This window comes from Parapedobacter brassicae (genome assembly GCF_051400755.1).
Lineage (GTDB): Bacteria > Bacteroidota > Bacteroidia > Sphingobacteriales > Sphingobacteriaceae > Parapedobacter.
The window spans coordinates 1-603 of record NZ_JBLFFL010000029.1 but is presented as its reverse complement, the minus strand read 5'-3'; the positions used below and the strand labels follow the sequence as shown (position 1 = coordinate 603).

The following is a 603-nucleotide window of genomic DNA, read 5'->3' as shown; positions in this document are numbered from 1 at the left end:
GCGTGAATCGCCGTGATTTCCCACGTGAGGCGATCGATCGCTTCGCTGTAGCGCTTCTCGGTCATGCTCTTGGTCGAGGACACGCTTTCGTCCTCCCGTGGTGCATTCCAGCGGACAATCCTATGGGCGTCGTCGACGTCATGCCGGCCATCCGTCGTCAATCGTCCTGTTGATCTGGGTCGTTGGTGCCGCTGGGCTGTGAGTGTGTTGGCGCCGCGTAAGCGGAGGCCAGCTTACCAATCTGAAGACGTCAGTGCATGCCGACACCAGCTCCTTCCTTGCGGTCCTTGAACGAGTTCGTCTTGTGGCATTGGAAGCATTGATTGATCTGCGTGCTTCCGTGTCCACCCATCGAACCGACCGCAAAGTGTTCGGTGAAATGGCTCGGCGGAGCCTGATGGCATTGCGCACAGATCTTTGACGCGGGAGAGGGATGCAGAAACGAAGCGACCCGCCAAGTCTCGGTATCATGGCAGCTTGCGCAATTGCGCCCGAACAGCTCCTGATGCGGGTCCTGATTGCTGTGGCAGCTGGCACAATTAAGAGCACTTCGCTCCGCCCCAGGTGACACCGAGACGCCGAGAAAATCCGCCATGTCCTTGA

1 protein-coding gene is annotated in these 603 nt (G+C 58.7%); it reads right to left on the bottom strand.

The annotated features are described in order from the left end of the window. Positions 1-250: 250 nt before the first annotated feature. Positions 251-603 (bottom strand): hypothetical protein (locus ACMGDE_RS19960; protein ID WP_436834601.1); only part of this gene is annotated, 353 nt, incomplete at its 5' end.